Origin of the sequence: Microbacterium plantarum (genome assembly GCF_035231185.1) — a bacterium.
GTDB classification, from domain to species: domain Bacteria; phylum Actinomycetota; class Actinomycetes; order Actinomycetales; family Microbacteriaceae; genus Microbacterium; species Microbacterium plantarum.
Window position 1 is genome coordinate 1686186 of sequence record NZ_CP141117.1, and the last position, 17001, is coordinate 1703186.

The following is a 17001-nucleotide window of genomic DNA, read 5'->3' on the forward strand; positions in this document are numbered from 1 at the left end:
TCACAGGACGGGGTTAAAGGTTGCTGGGTGCGGCGCCCATGATAGCGCTCGGAGGCCTCCGGAGCACATCCATGGCCACTCAGGCCTCGCCCGGGGGCGGACTGTTACGCTCGACGAAATTCCATGACTGCACCGACCGACGTCCCCATCGCACCGGACGCCCATCTGCACGTGGCAACGCACGGCTCGGCCGCGGAGCCCGGAGCGACGGGCCGCGCCGGTGCGAAGGCTATCCTCCTCGGCGAGCACGCCGTCGTGTACGGCCGCCCGGCGATCGCGATCCCGGTCAACGCTCTCGGAGTCGAGGCGCACGCGCAGCCGGCCGAAGGCCCCGGTCACCTCGCCAGCACGCTCTTCCACGGCCCCATCGCCCGAGCGCCCGAGCGGCTGCACGTCACGCTGACAGCCATGCGCGCCGCACTGGCGGCGGCAGGCAGGCCGGGCGCCGAGCTCGACATCTCGATCGACAGCAGCATCCCGGCCGAACGCGGGCTCGGGTCGAGCGCCGCCGTGTCCGCGGCGGTCATCGAGGCAGTGCTGGGAGCGTGCGGCTTCGCGGCCGACGACGAGACGATGCACGAGCTCATCCAGACGGCCGAGCGCGCCGCCCACGGCGCACCGAGCGGACTGGACGCGCGCACCGTGCGCGCTCGGGCGGCCGTGTGGTTCGATCAGGGCCGCATCGAGCCCGTCTCCGTCGGGCGCGATCTCGTGTTCGTCATCGCGGACACCGGAGTCCGGGGGCGCACCCGTGAAGCCGTCGCCGCCGTCGCCCAGCGGCGGGAGAGCGATCCGCGCGCGGTCGAAGCCGCCTTGGACGAGCTGGGCGCGCTGGCGACCGACCTCCGCAGCGACGTCTCGACGGGTGACCGCGAGGCGATCGGAAGCGCGATGAGCCGCGCCCACGTCCTCTTGACGGGCCTGGGCGTCGGCGATCCGGCGCTGGACCACCTCGTGCAGGCCGCGACCGCCGGCGGCGCCCTGGGCGCCAAGCTGACCGGCGGCGGCCGGGGCGGCTGCGTCCTCGCGCTCGCTCGAGACGCGGCATCCGCCGCCGAGCTCGGCGACCGACTCACCCGCGCCGGCGCCGCCGCGGTCTGGACCACCACCGTCGAAGGAGCGGCATGAGCACCGCGACAGCCATCGCGCACCCGAACATCGCGCTCGTGAAGTACTGGGGCAAGCGCGACAGCGCACTGAACCTCCCCGCAACGGGCAGCCTGTCGATGACGCTGGACATCTTCCCCACCACGACGACCGTCAGCCTCGACGAGGGAGCGTCCGGCGACGTCCTCGTCTTCAACGGCGAGCAGCGCGTCGACGGACCCTCCGAGCGGGTCACGCGATTCCTCGACATCGTTCGCGAGATGGCGGGCAGCACGCTCTCCGCTCGCGTCGAGACAGTCAACACCGTGCCGTCGGCCGCCGGTCTCGCGTCGTCCGCTTCGGGCTTCGCCGCGCTGGCCGTCGCCGCTTCCGCGGCTTACGGGCTGGACCTCGATACCCGCTCCCTGAGCCGACTCGCCCGCCGCGGCTCGGGATCGGCGTCGCGCTCGGTCATCCCCGGATTCGCCATCTGGCACGCCGGCGACAGCGATGAGACCTCTTTCGCCGAGCCCGTGGCAGCGCCGGATCTCGCGATGGTCGTGGCGATGGTGGAGAAGCGCGAGAAGCCGGTGTCCAGCCGTGAGGCGATGCGCCGCACGGTGCTCACCTCGCCCTTCTACCCCGCCTGGGTCTCGTCGACGGCCGAGAGCCTCGAAGCAGCCGCGGAAGCATGCCGAGACGGCGATGTCGAGCGCCTCGGCCGCATCACGGAGGTCAACGCCCTGCGGATGCACGCCCTGATCCAGTCGTGCGACCCGCCCATCCGCTATCTGAGCCCCGTGAGCGTCGAGATCTTCGACCGCATCTCGGCCCTGCGCGAGTCCGGCGTCGAAGCTTGGGCGACCGCCGATGCCGGACCGAACGTCGTGATCCTGACGCGGCCCGCGTCCGTCGATGCGGTCACTGCCGCGCTCGACGGTCTCGCCGAGCTCGCTGTCGCCCACCCCGGACCCGCCGCAGCTCTCGTCTCGCGAGCGGGCGAATGACCACCGTCGACTCGACCCGCGCGATCGTCGCGCGTGCGCCCGGCAAGCTGTTCGTGGCCGGTGAGTATGCGGTGGTCTCACCGGGTGAGCCATCCGTGCTCATCGCCGTCGACCGCTACCTGACGGTGTCGCTGTCCGAGAGCGTCGACGCCGGCAGCATCCACTCGCCGGAGTACAGCCGGATGCCGGTGCGCTGGACCCGGGGGCAGGACGGGCTGACGCTCGATCGCGAGCACCACCCCTACGACTACGTCATCGCCGCGATCGAGGTCTCCGAGCGTCTGCGCGCCGAGCGGGGCTTGCGTCCCCGCTTCTTCGACCTCTTCATCGAGAGCGGGCTCGACGACCCCAGCGGACGCAAGTTCGGCCTCGGTTCGTCGGCTGCCGTCACCGTCGCGACGATCGCCGCGATCGACCGGTTCTACGGATTCGACCTGGGCACACGCGGCCGCTACGAGCTCGCCATGCTCGCCACGATCGCCGTCGCCCCCCATGCTTCCGGTGGTGACGTCGCCGCGAGCACCTACGGCGGTTGGATCGGTTATCGCTCCCCCGACCGCGACCGCCTGCGCGCGGCGCGCGCGGAGAACGACGTCGCCCGTGTCCTGGGTTCGGACGCGTGGCGAGGAACGGAGATCACACGTCTCGCGCCTCCCGCGGGACTCGACCTGCTCGTCGGCTGGACGGGGCACCCGGCGTCGACGGAGCGCCTGGTCAGCGGTGTCTCGCGCGGCACCGACGTCGCGGACGGCGCGCATACGGGCTTCCTGGATGCCTCTCGCGCCTGCGTGGAGGATCTGTGGCGCGCGCTCGCGGCTTCGCCGCCCGGAACGACACCGCCCCGCGCTGCCTCCGACGACGCGCTCGCGCTCGACGCGATCCGGCGCAACCGTCGCCTGCTGCAGGCGCTCGGAGCACGGACGGGTGTGACGATCGAGACCGACCGCCTGAGGATCCTCTGCGACGCGGCCGAGGCGATCGGCGCGGCAGCCAAGCCGTCCGGGGCGGGCGGTGGCGACTGCGGCATCGTGCTCGCGCCCGCGGGCGCTGACGTCGCCGGCATGCTCCGGGTCTGGGAGACCAACGACATCCGACACCTCACGATCGGCGTGCACCCGCCGGAAGGAGAGCATCATGCCGGCTGAACTGGCTTCCGAGCGCAAGGACGACCACGTCCGTCTCGCCGCCGCACAGCAGAAGGAGCCGCCGCGGCCGAACGGCTGGGACGACGTCCGCTTCGTCCACCATGCCCTCGCCGGTGTCGACGCCGAGCGCGTCGATCTCGGCGTCGAGGTCGCCGGTGCCCGCTGGGCACTGCCGTTCTACGTCAACGCCATGACCGGCGGCAGCGCTTCGACCGGTGCGATCAACCGCGACCTCGCCATCGCCGCGCGTGAGACCGGCGTCGCGATCGCATCGGGCTCGTTGAGCATCGCGCTGGACAACCCCGACCTCATGGGGACGTTCCGCGTGATCCGCGACGAGAACCCCGATGGCTTCGTCATGGCCAATGTCGGGATCGAACGGTCTCCCGAAGACGCGCGGCGCGCCGTCGACGCCCTCGAGGCGAACGCTCTCCAGGTGCACGTGAACGCCATGCAGGAGACCGTGATGCCCGAGGGCAGCCGCTCGTTCTCGAGCTGGCCGGCCTCGCTCGAGGCCATCGTCGCCGCCGTCGAGGTGCCCGTCGTGGTGAAGGAGGTGGGGTTCGGTCTGAGCGCCGCCACGCTGTCCCGTCTGGGGAACCTGGGTGTGCGCTTCGCCGATGTGTCCGGCGTCGGCGGCACCGACTTCATGCGCATCGAGAACGACCGGCGATCGGGCCGCGACTACGCGTACCTGGCCGGGTGGGGACAGTCCGCGGTGGAGTGCTTGCTCGAGGCCCCGGCCGACGCGCCCGTGCTGTTGGCGTCCGGCGGCGTCCGCACGCCCCTCGACGTCGCGCGCGGCCTCGCGCTCGGCGCGCGTGCGGTCGGCGCCTCCGGTTCGTTCCTCTCGGTCGTGCTCGACGGCGGCGCGGAGGCGCTGATCTCCCGTATCCGGGAATGGTCTGACCACCTCACGGCGTTGCACTCCCTGGTGGGGGCGACCCGTCCGGACGATCTCCGCCGTACCGACCTGATCATCCACGGACGCGCGGCGGAGTTCGCGCGAGCCCGCGGTATCGATATCGACAGCCTGGCGCGTCGCGCCGGCGGGAAGGACGCGCGATGAGCGCCGAGTTCACCCCGATCCCCCTGCGGTGGGTGGGACCGCTTCGGCTCACCGGAGACGTCGAGACCGAGCAGGAAGTCCCGCTCGCGACCTACGAGTCGCCGCTGTGGCCCTCGGTCGGCCGCGGCGCGCGCATCTCGCGGCTCGTCGAGGACGGCATCCGCGTGACGGTCATCGACGAACGGATGACGCGCTCGTCACTGTTCGTCGCCCAGTCGGCGGCGGCCGCCGTCGCTGCGTCGCGCGCCATCGTCGCCCGTTTCGACGAGCTCGCTGCCGCCGTCTCGGAGCGCAGCCGCCACGCCAAGCTCATCGACCTCGACACCGAGGTCGTCGGCAACCTGCTCTACCTCCGCTTCGCGCTGACGACCGGCGACGCCTCGGGCCACAACATGGTGACCTTCGCCGCGGAGACGCTCATGGAGCGCGTGCTCTCGTGGCACCCCGAGCTCTCGTACGGCTCGATCTCCGGCAACTACTGCACCGACAAGAAGGCCACGGCCGTCAACGGCATCCTCGGCCGCGGGCGCAACGTCATCGCCGAGATCGTGATCCCCGCAGACCTCGTACAGAAGCAGCTGCGGTCGACCGCGCAGCGCATCGTCGATCTGAACGTTCAGAAGAACCTGGTCGGCTCGACGATCGCCGGAGCGCTGCGCTCCGCCAACGCGCACTACGCCAACATGCTGTTGGCTTTCTACCTGGCTACGGGTCAGGACGCCGCGAACATCGTCGAGGGCTCGCAGGGGTTCACCTGGGCCGAGGTCCGCGGCGACGGCGACCTGTACTTCTCGTGCACGCTGCCCCACCTCATCGTCGGCACCGTCGGCAACGGCAAGGACCTGCCTGCCGTCGACGACGCTCTCGCGCGCCTCGGTTGCCGTGAGGAGCGTCCCTCCGGCGAGAACGCCCGACGCCTCGCGGGGCTGATCGCCGCCACCGTCCTCTGCGGCGAGCTCTCGCTGCTCGCCGCCCAGACCAATCCCGGGGAGCTCATGCAGTCGCACCTGCTCCTCGAGCGCCGGAAGGATTCCACGAAGTGACCACCATCGGCATCCACGACCTCGCTGTCGCCACGGCCTCGCACGTCGTCGAGCTCGACGACCTCGCCGCACGCGCGGACATCGACCCCGCGAAGTTCCGCATCGGGCTCGGCCAGGAGCAGATGAGCATCCCCGGCCTCGACGAGGACATCGTCACGATGGGCGCCGCGGCCGCGCAGCGCATCATCGACCGGCACGGTGTCGACGGCATCCGGACCCTGTTCTTCGCCACCGAGACCGGCATCGACCAGTCGCGCGCTGCCGGGGTGCACGTCCACGAGCTGCTCGGCCTCCCCCGCTCGGTCCGCGTCGTCGAGCTGAAGCAGGCCTGCTACTCCGCGACGGCCGCCCTTCAGGCTGCGGCCGGTCTCATCGCGCGCAACCCCGACGAGCGCGTCCTGGTCATCGCCAGTGATGTCGCCCGGTACGAGCTCGACACCGCGGCTGAGCCGACGCAGGGTGCAGGGGCGGTCGCCTTCCTCGTGTCGGCTGAGCCGGCGCTCGCCGTCCTCGAGACCGCCGCCGGCGTCTACACTGCGGAGGTCGACGACTTCTGGCGTCCCAACGACAGCGTCACCGCGGTCGTCGACGGCAAGCTCTCCGTCAGCGCTTACCTCGACGGTGTCGCAGGCGCGTGGGACGACTACCGGTCGCGCGGCGGCGTCGACATCGATCAGATCGACTGGTTCTGCCACCACCAGCCGTTCACCAAGATGGCCGTGAAGGCGCATCGCGCGCTCGGTCAGCACGTCGGCGTCGAACTCGACCCCGAGCTCGTGACCGCGACCACCGGCTACAACCGCCGGATCGGTAACTCCTACACGGCGTCGCTCTACATCGCTCTCGCAGCGCTCCTGGACGGCGAGAACGACCTCACTGGTTCGCGCATCGGGCTCTTCAGCTACGGCTCGGGGTCGGTCAGCGAGTTCTTCACCCTCGTCGTCCAGCCCGGCTACCGCGAGGCGACCCGCGGCGCGGAGACCGAGGCCATCCTCGCCGCGCGGACCGCAGTCGATGTCCCCACCTACCGTGAGCTCCACGACGCGACGCACCGCGACAGCACCGTCGACGTCGAGATCGCGGCCGCCTCCCCCGGCCCGTTCCACTTCGCCGGCCTCGCAGGGCGCGCCCGCCGCTACACCCGCGACTGACGCCCCGCGCTTCGCGAGAGAGCACGAACGCACGGTCCCAGCCCCTGGGCACCGTGCGTTCGTGCATCCTCGGCGGTGAAAAGAAGCAGGACACGACGAAGAGAGGGCCCCGACCGAGGTCGGGGCCCTCTCTCCGTTTCAGGTGGGGTCAGTTCTCGCCCTGCTCACCGAGCTCGAGCAGACGCGAGATCGCCTCCGTGAGCTTGGCATCTGCGGCACCGTACGCCGCCCAGTCGGCGTTCTGCATCGCCGTGTTGCGCTCGGCGAGAGCATCGCGCGCCTGGTCGAGCGCCGCCTGGTAGTCCGCGGCGGGAGTCGTCGGCGCCGTTCCGCCGTCGCCGGTGCCCGGAGTCGCCTCGTCGCCGGGGCTGGGCTCGGGAACGACATCCGTGTCTCCGGTGCTCGCACCCGAGTCGCCGCCGAACAGCTTGTCGAGCGCCTCCTGCAGGGTGTCCTCGAAGGCGACCTGGTCGCCGAAGCCGACGAGCACCTTCTGGAGCGTCGGCAGCTTGGTAGCTCCGGACGACTGCACGAAGACGGGCTGGACGTAGAGCAGACCGCCACCCACGGGCAGTGTCAGCAGGTTGCCGTTGATGACCTCCGACTGACCCTGACGCAGGATGTTCGAGAACGACGACACGACGGGATCGGCGTTGAACGTGTTCTGCACCTGGCCGGGACCCGGAACCGGCGTCTCGGCATTGACCTCGAGCATCCGGAGCTTGCCGTACTCACCGCTGACGACACCAGCTTCGGAACCGGCGTCGGAGTCGACGGACAGGTAGCCCATCAGGACGTTACGAGTGTCCTGACCGCCGGGGATGAACGATGAGAACATCGAGTACGACGGGGCGTCCTGGCCGGGCATCTTCATCGTCAGGTAGTACGGCGGCTGCAGCTGCGTGTCCTGCTGCGGGTCGTTCGGCGTCTTCCAGGCGTTGTCGCGCGAGTAGAACGACTGCGCCGTGTCGACGTGGTAGGTGCCGAGCATGGCGCGCTGCACCTTGAACAGGTCGGTCGGGTACCGCACGTGGCTCATCAGGTCGCCGCTCATGTCGCTGATCGGCTTGAGCGTGTTGGGGTAGACCTTCTGCCAGGCCTGCAGCAGCGGGTCGGTCTCGTCCCACGCGTACAGCGTCACCTCGCCCGAATACGCGTCAACGGTCGCCTTGACCGAGTTGCGGATGTAGTTGATGTTGTCGAGCGCGACACGGGGCTGCGGGTTCGACGAGTCGGAGATTGCGTCGCTGAGGCTGACGATCGACGAGTACGGGTAGTTCGCACTCAGCGTGTAGCCGTCGACGATCCAGACGATGCGTCCGTCGACGACGGACGGGTACGGGTCGTTGTCGAGCTCGAGGTAGGGCGCCACCTTCTGCACGCGCGTCGCCGGGTCGCGGTCGTAGAGGATCTGCGAGTCCTCGTTGATGGCGTCCGAGAACAGGATGTCGGTGGACTGGAACTTCAGCGAGTAGATCAGGCGGTGGAAGACGTCGCCGATGGACGGACCACCGTCTCCCTCGAACGTCGTCTTCGTCTGGCTCTCGCCCTCCTGCCCGCGCGGATAGTCGAGCTCGATGGGAGACGACCCCTCGGGCGCCCCGACGATCGAGTACGTGGGCGAGAACTCGCCGAAGTACACGCGCGGCTCGTACTCCTGGCCGTTCGTCAGCTCACCGGATGCCGGGATGCCTCGCTCGACGAAGACCGGGTTGCCGTCGGCCGTGCGCTCGTTGCCCTTCGCCGCGACCATGCCGTAACCGTGGGTGTAGACGAGCGTCGTGTTGTACCAGGACGCCGCGTCGCCGAGCTGGTTCACGTTGAGCTCGCGGACCGAGACCACGGTGTCCTGCGACTGCCCGTCGATCTCGTAGCGGTCGACGTCGAGCGGCTCGGCGAACTGGTAGTACGAGCGGTACTGCTCGATCTGCCGCACCGTCGGTCCGATGATCGCGGGGTCCATGATGCGGATCGAAGCGGTCGTGTCGGCATCGGCCCGCAGCTGACCCGGCTCGACGTCGGTCACTGCCTGGAAGTCGGTCTTCTCGAGGCCGGAGATGCCGTAGGCCGCCTTCGTGCCCTCGATGTTGCGCTCGTAGTACTGCGACTCGAGGGTCAGCTGGTTCGGCCGCACCTGCACGTTGTTGACGAACCACGGGTAGGCGACGCCGACGACGAGCGAGGTGACGACCAGGAGGCCGGTGCCGATGAGCGGGAAGCGCCAGCGGCCGATGATCGCAGTGACGAAGAACAGCACCGCCACGATCGCGGCGGCGATCGCGAGGATCGTCTGCCCCGGGATGACGGCGTTGACGTCCACGTACCCGGCCCCGGTGATGCGGTCATTCGGGGTGACCAGCGTGCGATAACGGTCGATCCAGATGCTCACGCCCTGCACCAGAAGGTAGATGCCGGCGATGACGGCGAGCTGGATGCGCGCCGACTTCGAGATCCGCAGCTCGCGCTGGCCGACCCGGACCGAGCCGTAGAGGTACGACACGAGGGCGGTGACCAGGAGGCACACGATGACGATCGCCGAGACGAAGCCCACGGCCGCCGAGAGGAACGGCAGCGTGAACAGGTAGAAGCCGGTGTCGAGCCCGAACTGCGGATCGGCGGTGCCGGTGGTGCCGCCGTTGAGCCAGAGGGCCACCGTCTCCCACTGCGCCGAAGCGGCGAAGCCGGCGAAGAAGCCGAAGAAGGTCGGGATGCCCCACATGCCCAGACGACGCAGCGGCTCGACGACCTCCTGATAGCGGTCGAGCTGCGAGCTCAGGCGGGCATAGACGGGCCGCAACCGGTAGGCGAGCTGGATCGAGAGCCAGACGGGCACCGCCATCGCGACGAAGCCGACGACGAACATGATCGCGCGGGCGGTCCACTGAGTCACCAGGACGCCGTCGAAGCCGAGCTGACGGAACCACAGCCAATCGGCGTAGAGGCTCGCGAAGATGAAGAAGGCCACCACCACGGCCGCGATGACGGCGAGGGTGATGCCGACGGCGCGGCGGGATCTGCTGGGTGTGGCCGGGTTCGGCGCTGAGGTCGTGGTCACCCCTCCATCCTAGGCGCCGCCCGCTGGGGGGACGCCGAGCCTCAGCCCGCGGTGCAGGTCGGAAGAGCGTCGAGATCGCCGCCCGTGCTGACGGTCTCGACCACCGAAAGGGCGTCGTCGAGGTCCGCGACGGAGAACACGCGGAGGCCATCAGGGATGTGACCCACGACCTCGTTGCAGTTGCGCTCCGGGGCGAGGAACCACTCGGCTCCGGCATCCTTGGCGCCGTACAGCTTCTGCCGGATACCGCCGATCGGGCCCACGGTGCCCGTCGCATCGATCGTGCCGGTCCCGGCGAAACGCTCCCCGCCGGTCAGCTCTCCGGGGGTGAGCGTGTCGATGATGCCGAGGGCGAACATCATGCCCGCACTCGGGCCGCCGACGTTGTCGAGCTGAAGCGTCACGTCGATCGGGAAGTCGAAGTCCTGCGCGATCGTGACGCCGATGACCCACCGGGTCTCGCCGTCGACCGTCATCTGCTTCGGGGTGACCTCGACCGACAGCCGCTCTCCCGCGCGATCGACCTCGAGCGTGAGGGGACGTCCGCCCGCGGCGTTCACGGCGTCTCGCAGAGCCGCCGTGGTCGCGACGGACTCCCCGTCGACCGAGCGGATGACGTCGTCGGGCTCGAGGAGACCGGCCGCCGGCGAGTCGTCGGCGAGCTGGAAGACACGGACGAGCGACGTGACGTCGTACCCGAGTTCGGAGAGGGCGGCGGCGGTGGCCTCCTTCTGGGAGTCCACCATCAGCGCGGCGTTCTCGTCGTTGCGCTGCTCGGTCGTCACGCCCGCGGGGAAGATCTCGTCGATGGGCACGACCGCGCGGGCCGGATCGAACCAGGCGGCCGCCAGCTCCAGCCACGAGGGCGTACGCTCGCGGTTTCCCAGAACCTCGACCGTGAGCAGGTCGAGCGAGCCCGACGTCGGGAACGTCTCCGCACCCGACACGCTGATGAGAGGGCGCTGCTCGCCGTCGCCGGCGGCCACGGAACCGAGCGTGTCGTAGACCGGCCCGGGGCGCTGGATCACGAAGGACGTCGGCACGACGGTGAGGATGAGCAGCGCGATGAGGGAGAAGGACACCGCCCACAGACCCGCGAGTGAGGCGCGGCTCATGCGGCGGCGCCGGGGCGCAGGGGCGGGTGCGTTCTCGTCGAAAAGTGACACGTGCTGCTTTCTGGTCCCGGTCGTTCGCGACCGGCGAAAGCGAACGAGGTCCGTTCGCGCCGTGCGACGAGGTCGTGCGGCTAGCGTAGAACGCGAGCTGACCGCCCTGCTGAAAGGCGCCTGACATGGCTGATGACGACCGCTCTCCCGAGGACGAGTTCCAGGAGCTGCTCCGCAGCCTGCTGGGCCAGGGCGGCACGCTCGGGCCCGAGCAGCTCGAACGCCTGTCGGCAATGGGCGTCGACCCCGCGATGCTGCAGCAGATGGTGCAGCATCTCCAGGGCGCTTTCGCCGCGGGCGGCGACGGCGGCGTCGACTGGAGCGCGACGCGGACGCAGGCGCTGCACCTGGCCAATAAGGACGGTCACGGCATCAGCGCAGGCGACAAGCAGGACTTCTCCGAGGCGTTCGCGCTGGCCACGCTGTGGCTGAGCGAGGCGACCACGATCTCGGATCTGGCCACGCCGCCGCGAGCCCTCACCCGCGGGGCGTGGGTCGAAGCGACCCTCCCGGTCTGGCAGGAACTCGCCGAGCCGGTCGCAACCTCGGTCGCCGACGCGCTGACCGCGGCCCTGGAATCGCAGGCTCCGGAAGACATGCAGGGCATGATCGCCGGCGCTGGTCGCCTGATGCGGACGGTCGGCGGCTCCCTGTTCGCCGCGCAGCTGGGCGCGGTGGTCGGAAAGCTGTCACTCGAAGTCGTCTCCGGCGGCGACGTCGGCATCCCCGTCATGCCGGACGGCGAAGCCGCGATCCTGCCCCAGAACTTCGCCGACTTCGGTCGCGACCTGGGCATCGACGACGAGCAGCTCGCTCTCTCCCTCGCCACCCGCGAGCTCGCCCATGCTCGGCTCTTCCGACACGCCCGCTGGCTGCGCCTGCACGTGATCTCGCAGGTGACGGACTTCGCACGCGGCATCCACGTCGACACCGACGCCCTCGAGGAGTTGGCCTCGCGCTTCGATCCTTCTCAGCCCGAGGAGCTCCGCCAGGCGCTCGAGAGCGGCGTGCTGCTCCCCCAGCGATCCGAGGCCCAGTCCGCCGCGCTCACGCGCCTCGAGCACCTGCTCGCCACGATCGAGGGCTGGGTCGACGTCGTGTCCGCGGACGCGACGACGCGTCTTCCCGCCGCGGACCGCATCGCTGAGGCTGTGCGTCGTCGCCGTGCCGTCGGCGGTCCCGCCGAACAGGCGATGGCGTCGCTGGTCGGCCTGGAGCTGCGGCCGCGTCGTCTGCGCGAGGCGGCGGCGATGTGGCGCGCGATCACGGATGCCGTCGGGCGCGACGCCCGCGACAGCCTGTGGGACTACCCGGACCTCATGCCGGCACCCGCCGATGTCGACGATCCGTCGGCTCTCATCGCGCGTCTGCAGGCGCGGGCACGCGGCGAGGCACCCGAACGCGACGAGATGGACGACGCGCTGGACGCGCTGCTGGCCTCCGCGGCCGAGGGCGACGATTCGACGCACGAAGCCCCGGAAGAGGATCGGACGCGGCGGGACGACGACGGACCCGGCGGGCCTTCGCCCGTCTGAGCGGCCGCGTCTCCTCCCCACTGCTTCTTCGTCAGTCCGACGCGATGCTTCCTGTGGAGACCGCCCCCGGGACCACGGCCCGAGCCGAGAATCGAGGCATGATCCGTCTCGCGCCCTCCGCTGCGCCGCTGTGGCGCTCCCCCACCGCCGTGCAGCTCGGCCACGAGCCGGGAAGCATCGTGCTGGAGCCGGTCGAATCGTGGCATGAACGGCTGCTGCACGCGCTGGTGACCGGCATCCCCGACGAGCTCTTCGACACGATCGCTCGAGAAGGCGGCGCGAACCCGGCTCAGATCGAACTCCTGCGCGAGTCGCTGCGTCCCGTGCTGGTTCGGCCCCGGTCCCCCGTGTCCGTCACCGTGTCCTTCGGCGACGAGGTCGCGGCCGCAGATCGGGCCGCGGTGGACCATGCGTTCGCGGCGGCCGGTGCACGGCTGCGGGCGTCAACCAACCCGGACTCCACCGGCGTCGTCATCCTCGTCGCCTCCCGGCTGGTCGAGCCACGCCGGGCCGCATCCCTCGTGGCCCGCGACATCCCGCATCTCGCCCTCGAGCTCGCCGGCGACCAGGTCACCGTGGGGCCGCTCGTCGTTCCCGGTCGCACCGGATGTCTGGCGTGCCTTCACGAACACCGTCGCGCTCAGGATGCCGCGTGGCCGGTGCTTGCCGCGCAACTGCTCGCCCGGCCCTGTTCTCCCACCGAGCCCGCCGCCATCGCCGCGGCATGCGCCACGGCGATGCGTCTGATCAGCGCGCCGGTGACGGAGCGGACCCGCTCGCTGACCGTGCTGGCGTCGACCGCCGAGGCGGCGTGGCGCGACCACGAACCTCATCCAGCGTGCTGGTGCCGATCTCCCGGACGAAGCGCGACACCTGGCGTTCATACCGTCCCGACGCCCGGGCCCACGACATCGTCAGCGTGCGCGCTGCCCGCGTGACCCCCACGTAGGTCAGGCGCCGTTCCTCGTCGATCTGCTCGAAGGTCGTGGCGTAAGCGATGGGCAGCAGTCCCTCCGCGAGGCCGACGAGGTGAACGTGGTCCCACTCCAGCCCTTTCGCGGCGTGCAGCGTCGACAGCGTCACCGTGCGGGTCGGGATCTCGTGCTGGTCCTTCGCGCGCACCTGGAGCTCGTCGGTGAAGGCCCGCATCGTGGTGCCCGCCGGCGCTTCTTCGGCGAGACGGAGCAGCGCCGCGCGCGCCTCCCAGGCATCACGGAGCGGCCCGCCCGCCGGCGGCGGCTCGTCTGTCAGCCCGAGCGAACGCAGGATCGAGCGGACGTCTCCGACGAGGTCGCCCGACGACGGGGCGACCGACGCACCCCGCAGCGCCATGACGGCCTGACGCACCTCGGGGATGTCGAAGAAGCGCTTCCCTCCGAGCACCGCCGCGGCGATGCCGCGCCGAGCCAGGGCCGCCAGGAGTGGTGCGGATTGCGCGTTGACGCGGTACAGGACGGCGACGTCGCGCGGATCGATGCCCCGAGCGATCTGGTCGGCGACTGCTTCCGCCACGCCGTCGGCTTCCGCGCTGTCGTCGGCGAACGCACGGATCGTCGGGCGGGGATGGTCGGGTGTCGCCCGGTTCGCGGTGAGCTCGAGCGCGCCGGGACGACCCCGCATGAGCGAGTTCGCCACGGCGACGACGCCGGCCTCTGATCGATAGTTCCGCTCGAGTCGCAGCACGCGCGCATCGGGATGGCGCACCCCGAAGTCCAGCAGATACGACGGGTCGGCACCGGCGAAGGAGTAGATCGTCTGGCTCGCGTCGCCCACGACGCAGAGATCGCGGCGCTCACCGAGCCAGAGCTCGAGCAGCCGGTGCTGGACGGGTGAGACGTCCTGGAACTCGTCGACCGTGAAATGCCGGTACTGTTCACGAACCTCGGCGGCGACACGCGGCTCGGCTTCGAGCATTCCCGCGCAGGCGAGGAGGACGTCTTCGAAGTCGAGCTGCCGGCGCTCGTCCTTGAGCTGCTCGTAAGCGCGCTGCAGCGCGACGACGGCGTCCAGCGAGAGAGACCCCACCGGCTCGGGACGATCGAGCGCATAGCGTTCGATAGAGCGCATCGTGATCTTCCGCCACTCGATGCGTGTCGCGACATCGCGAAGCACCGCCGGGTCGGGATCGACGCCGATGGTGTCGGCAGCCTGAGCGAGCAGCCGCACCTTGCTGCCGAGGATCGTGGGGGCCGCGTCACCGGCGAGCTGCGGCCAGAAGTAGTTCAGCTGCGCGAGGGCGGCGGCGTGGAAGGTTCGAGCGGCCACGCCCCCGACGCCCAGCGCCCGGAGGCGGCCCCGCATCTCGCCCGCGGCCTTGGCGGTGAAGGTCACCGCCATCACCCGGCTCGGCGAGTACGCCCCGGTCTCGACGCCATGGGCTATCCGGTGCGTGATGACCCGGGTCTTGCCCGACCCGGCGCCCGCGAGGACGCAGACGGGGCCACGCAACGCCGAGGCGGCCTCGCGCTGCTGTTCGTCGAGGCCGGCGAGCGAGTCGCTCACGCCGCGTCCCCGCACCAGTCCGCGATGAGCCGACGCGCGATCGAGGCGGTGCCGGGAAGATTCACCGGCCCGGCGCCGGCGAGCGAACTGCGGATCTCCTCGCGGTCGAACCATCGCACGGCGACGATCTCCTCGCCGTCCGGCCGGGCCGCCGGCGCATCTGCGGCTACGGCGTGGAACCCGAGCATCAGCGAGCGCGGGTAAGGCCACGCCTGCGAGCCTCGATAGACGAGGTCATCGACGACCACGCCCGCTTCTTCGGCCACCTCGCGGCGGATGGCCGTCTCGAGTGACTCACCCGCTTCGACGAACCCCGCGAAGGTGGAGAACCGGTTGTCCACGGCCCAGGCCGCGTTCTGCCCGAGCAGCAGTCGCTCGTCGCGAACGTCGCGAACCGCGACGATCACCGCGGGATCCGTCCGTGGGAACTGTTCACGACCGCACCCGCTGCACGCGCGGGACCACCCCGCCGACCGCAGCCGTGCGGGGGAACCGCAGCGCGGGCAGAACCGGAAATCCGAGAACCAGCGTCCGAGGGCCACAGCAGTCACGAAGGCACCCGCGTCCTCGTCGACGAGGTCGCCCCCCGACATCCGCAGCGACGCCCACGCGCCCGCGTCATCGCCGTCGACCGGCGACGCGACAGCCGCGACGAGCCGCGCCGAACCGTCGACGGCACGTCCGAGGAAGCCCCATTCGGTGGCGTCCCCGGCCTCTTCGACAGCCGCGGGCTCGTCCCAGACGAGTCGGTTCCCGCGAACACGGGCACGGTCACCGTGTATCTGCACGACGCGGGTCGCCGGGTCGGCACGAAGACGATCGATGAGCGTCTCATCGGAGCGCTCTTCCGGTGACGGTTCGAAGACGGACCGGGCCAGCGCCGGCGGCTGCATTCGCATCTCGGGGACCTCTCTCGCGGGCGTGGCGCGTCGGCCTGCGCGGCCGCCCGACCTACCCTGATGGCATGGCTCGCTCTCCCTTCACTCTAGCCGCGTCCGTCAGTTCGGCTCTCCCCGGGGCTGCCGTCGTGAATGCCGCGGAGCTCACCGAGCGCGCCGAGGGCAGATACGACAGTGCCCTGGTGACCCTCGAGGACGGCCGGAGAGTCGTCGTGCGCGTGCCGGTCGACGTCGACGCCGACCTCGAACTCGTCGCCGACACCCGCGCGCTGCGCGCCCTGACGCCGGGTGTGCGCGGCCTGCTTCCCTTCGAGGCCCCCGCGGTTCTCGGCACAGCCCGGATGGGCGGTTTCACCGCGGTCGTGCAGGATTACGTCCCCGGCTACCGTGTTGAAGCGGGCCACATTCCGCCGGGCCGCGGCGCGGCCTGGTCGCTCGGCTCGGCCATAGCGCGCGTCCACGCCCTCCCCCACGCGGTCGCGCGCGACGCCGGCCTGCGTGTCCGCACGAGCGCCGACGTGCGCCAAGACGCCGAACGTCTGCTCGACCGCGCCGAGGCCACCGGCTCGCTGCCTTTCGGTCTCCTCCGACGCTGGAGCACGGCACTCGGCGAGGACCGTCTCTGGCGCTTCGAGGCGACGGTCACGCTGGGCGGGGTCGACCCGGGCCGCTTCGTCCTGAGCGACACCGCCGCCGGCCCCACTGTCACGGGTCTTCTCGCCTGGCACGGTCTCGGCGTCGGCGACCCTGCCGAGGACCTCCGCTGGCTCGCCTCGGCTCCGGATGCCCGCGACGACGTGCTCGCCGCCTACGCCGAGGCCGCGCACCACACGCCCGACGCCGCTCTCGCTGCGCGCTCGCGTCTGTATGCGGAGCTCGAGTTCGCGCGGTGGCTCGCACACGGCCACGAGACCGGTGCTGCCCGGGTCGTGGAGGATGCCGTCGCGCTGCTGAACGCGCTCGACGAGGGCGTGCGCGACGAGCCTCTCCTGCCGGAGGACTACAGCACCGTCGACGACGCGCTCGAGCTGCTCGGCCGCACGCCGGCTGCGGTGGCTGCGGGCGACACCTCCATGCAGACCGACACCTACGACCCGGCACTTCTGGCGGCGTACCTTGCCGACCAGGACACCGCTGAGCAGGCCGACATCGAAACGGTTCCGATCGACCTGTCCGACTGGACGCCCGACGGCGCCTCGAGCGACCGGCGCGGGGACACCGGCGCCGCACCGACCGTCACGCCGACCTCTGCGACGGGACAGCAGGAGGACGGCGACGACCCCGAGCACGCGGAAGCCGCGCGCAACGCGTTGCGGCGCTGGTCCACCGCCGACTGACGAGTC

Annotated in this window: 12 protein-coding genes; 8 read left to right on the forward strand and 4 right to left on the reverse strand. The window is 70.7% G+C overall.

The features are described 5' to 3' along the window. Window positions 1–123 precede the first annotated feature (123 nt). Genes mvk through VC184_RS08160 form a run of 6 tightly spaced genes read left to right on the forward strand, consistent with a single transcriptional unit; the run spans window position 124 to window position 6501 of the window. On the forward strand, window positions 124–1128 hold the full coding sequence (mvk, locus tag VC184_RS08135) for a mevalonate kinase (RefSeq protein ID WP_274177928.1): 1005 nt from the start codon (window positions 124–126) through the stop codon (window positions 1126–1128). Next, window positions 1125–2093, forward strand: a complete 969-nt coding sequence (gene mvaD, locus VC184_RS08140; protein WP_274177929.1) for a diphosphomevalonate decarboxylase — start codon at window positions 1125–1127, stop codon at window positions 2091–2093. Before mvk ends, mvaD begins: the two co-directional genes overlap by 4 nt. Then, entirely contained in the window at window positions 2090–3238 is a 1149-nt protein-coding gene (locus VC184_RS08145; RefSeq protein WP_274177930.1) for a phosphomevalonate kinase, read from the forward strand. Before mvaD ends, VC184_RS08145 begins: the two co-directional genes overlap by 4 nt. Next, window positions 3228–4307 (forward strand): type 2 isopentenyl-diphosphate Delta-isomerase, encoded by a 1080-nt coding sequence (gene fni / locus VC184_RS08150; protein ID WP_112614888.1) that lies wholly within the window; start codon window positions 3228–3230, stop codon window positions 4305–4307. Before VC184_RS08145 ends, fni begins: the two co-directional genes overlap by 11 nt. After that, window positions 4304–5350 (forward strand): hydroxymethylglutaryl-CoA reductase, encoded by a 1047-nt coding sequence (locus VC184_RS08155; protein WP_323985718.1) that lies wholly within the window; start codon window positions 4304–4306, stop codon window positions 5348–5350. Before fni ends, VC184_RS08155 begins: the two co-directional genes overlap by 4 nt. Further along, window positions 5347–6501, forward strand: a complete 1155-nt coding sequence (locus VC184_RS08160; RefSeq protein ID WP_112614892.1) for a hydroxymethylglutaryl-CoA synthase — start codon at window positions 5347–5349, stop codon at window positions 6499–6501. Before VC184_RS08155 ends, VC184_RS08160 begins: the two co-directional genes overlap by 4 nt. A 148-nt stretch (window positions 6502–6649) precedes the next feature. Here the strand turns inward: VC184_RS08160 and VC184_RS08165 are convergent, their stop codons facing one another. Together VC184_RS08165 and VC184_RS08170 are read right to left on the reverse strand one after the other, a co-directional pair. Further along, window positions 6650–9556 (reverse strand): UPF0182 family membrane protein, encoded by a 2907-nt coding sequence (locus VC184_RS08165; RefSeq protein ID WP_323985720.1) that lies wholly within the window; start codon window positions 9554–9556, stop codon window positions 6650–6652. Window positions 9557–9597: 41 nt separating this feature from the next. Continuing rightward, window positions 9598–10722 (reverse strand): YlbL family protein, encoded by a 1125-nt coding sequence (locus VC184_RS08170; RefSeq protein WP_112614896.1) that lies wholly within the window; start codon window positions 10720–10722, stop codon window positions 9598–9600. 125 nt (window positions 10723–10847) lie between these two features. Between VC184_RS08170 and VC184_RS08175 the strand changes: the two genes are divergently transcribed. Continuing rightward, window positions 10848–12257: a zinc-dependent metalloprotease gene (locus tag VC184_RS08175; protein ID WP_112614898.1), complete on the forward strand. Its 1410-nt coding sequence runs from the start codon at window positions 10848–10850 to the stop codon at window positions 12255–12257. 747 nt (window positions 12258–13004) lie between these two features. On the opposite strand, the gene VC184_RS08180 is transcribed toward VC184_RS08175, so the two are convergent. Beyond that, window positions 13005–14759: an ATP-dependent helicase gene (locus VC184_RS08180; protein WP_323985722.1), complete on the reverse strand. Its 1755-nt coding sequence runs from the start codon at window positions 14757–14759 to the stop codon at window positions 13005–13007. Then, window positions 14756–15658, reverse strand: coding sequence for an NAD(+) diphosphatase (gene nudC / locus VC184_RS08185; RefSeq protein WP_274177935.1), 903 nt, complete (start codon window positions 15656–15658; stop codon window positions 14756–14758). The genes VC184_RS08180 and nudC overlap by 4 nt, the downstream gene beginning before the upstream one ends. Before the next feature lie 128 nt (window positions 15659–15786). Between nudC and VC184_RS08190 the strand changes: the two genes are divergently transcribed. Further along, window positions 15787–16995, forward strand: coding sequence for a protein kinase family protein (locus VC184_RS08190; protein ID WP_323985724.1), 1209 nt, complete (start codon window positions 15787–15789; stop codon window positions 16993–16995). Window positions 16996–17001 lie beyond the last annotated feature (6 nt).